Genomic DNA, 478 nt, shown 5'->3' with positions numbered 1-478 from the left:
GCAGCCTGAAGGGCAGCACCGTACCTGTGGGAGCGGGCTTGTCCGCGAAGAGGCCGGCACAGGCTTCACAGGATATGTCGCAAAAAAGCCATTTCGAGAACACGTTTAGTAAACATGTCGCTGCCAGCGACACATAGATGCAGCACTGAACGAGGCCGAGATCATGACCTATGACGACAAGTTGATCGAAGAAGCTGTACTTGCCCTGTTAGCCACCTTCAGCTTCAACGGAGGCAGTGCCTGGAAAGGTTTTGACTTCGAGGTAATGAACAATCTGCATGAGCAAGGCTTTATTACTCAACCGCGGGGCAAGGCGAAATCAGTTCGGTTGACACCTGAAGGCATGGAGCGAGGGAAGCAAATCGCAGATCAGCTGTTCGCTGAAAAACCCGAACAGTAATGATAGCGGGACTTCTTTGCGGCGCAGGCCTGAAGGGCAGCGCGCTACCTGTGGGAGATTGCCCAGCCCTTTGGGCTG

1 protein-coding gene is annotated in these 478 nt (G+C 54.2%); it reads left to right on the top strand.

Annotated elements, in window-relative coordinates; translation table 11 throughout:
- Positions 1-163: 163 nt before the first annotated feature.
- A complete protein-coding gene (locus tag RYH74_RS26345) occupies positions 164-400 on the top strand; it encodes a DUF6429 family protein (RefSeq protein ID WP_075043732.1) in 237 nt (78 codons plus the stop codon).
- Positions 401-478: the final 78 nt, after the last annotated feature.

Source organism: Pseudomonas sp. LSJ-87, from assembly GCF_032971465.1.
Taxonomy (GTDB): Bacteria; Pseudomonadota; Gammaproteobacteria; order Pseudomonadales; family Pseudomonadaceae; genus Aquipseudomonas; species Aquipseudomonas putida_Z.
The sequence above is the reverse complement of the archived record's forward strand: the minus strand, read 5'-3'. Positions and strand labels throughout refer to the sequence as shown.

What these genes read in the sequence shown, in the direction of transcription:
- RYH74_RS26345 (WP_075043732.1), top strand. Translation starts at nt 164, where the DNA reads ATGACCTATGACGACAAGTTGATCGAAGAAGCTGTACTTGCCCTGTTA.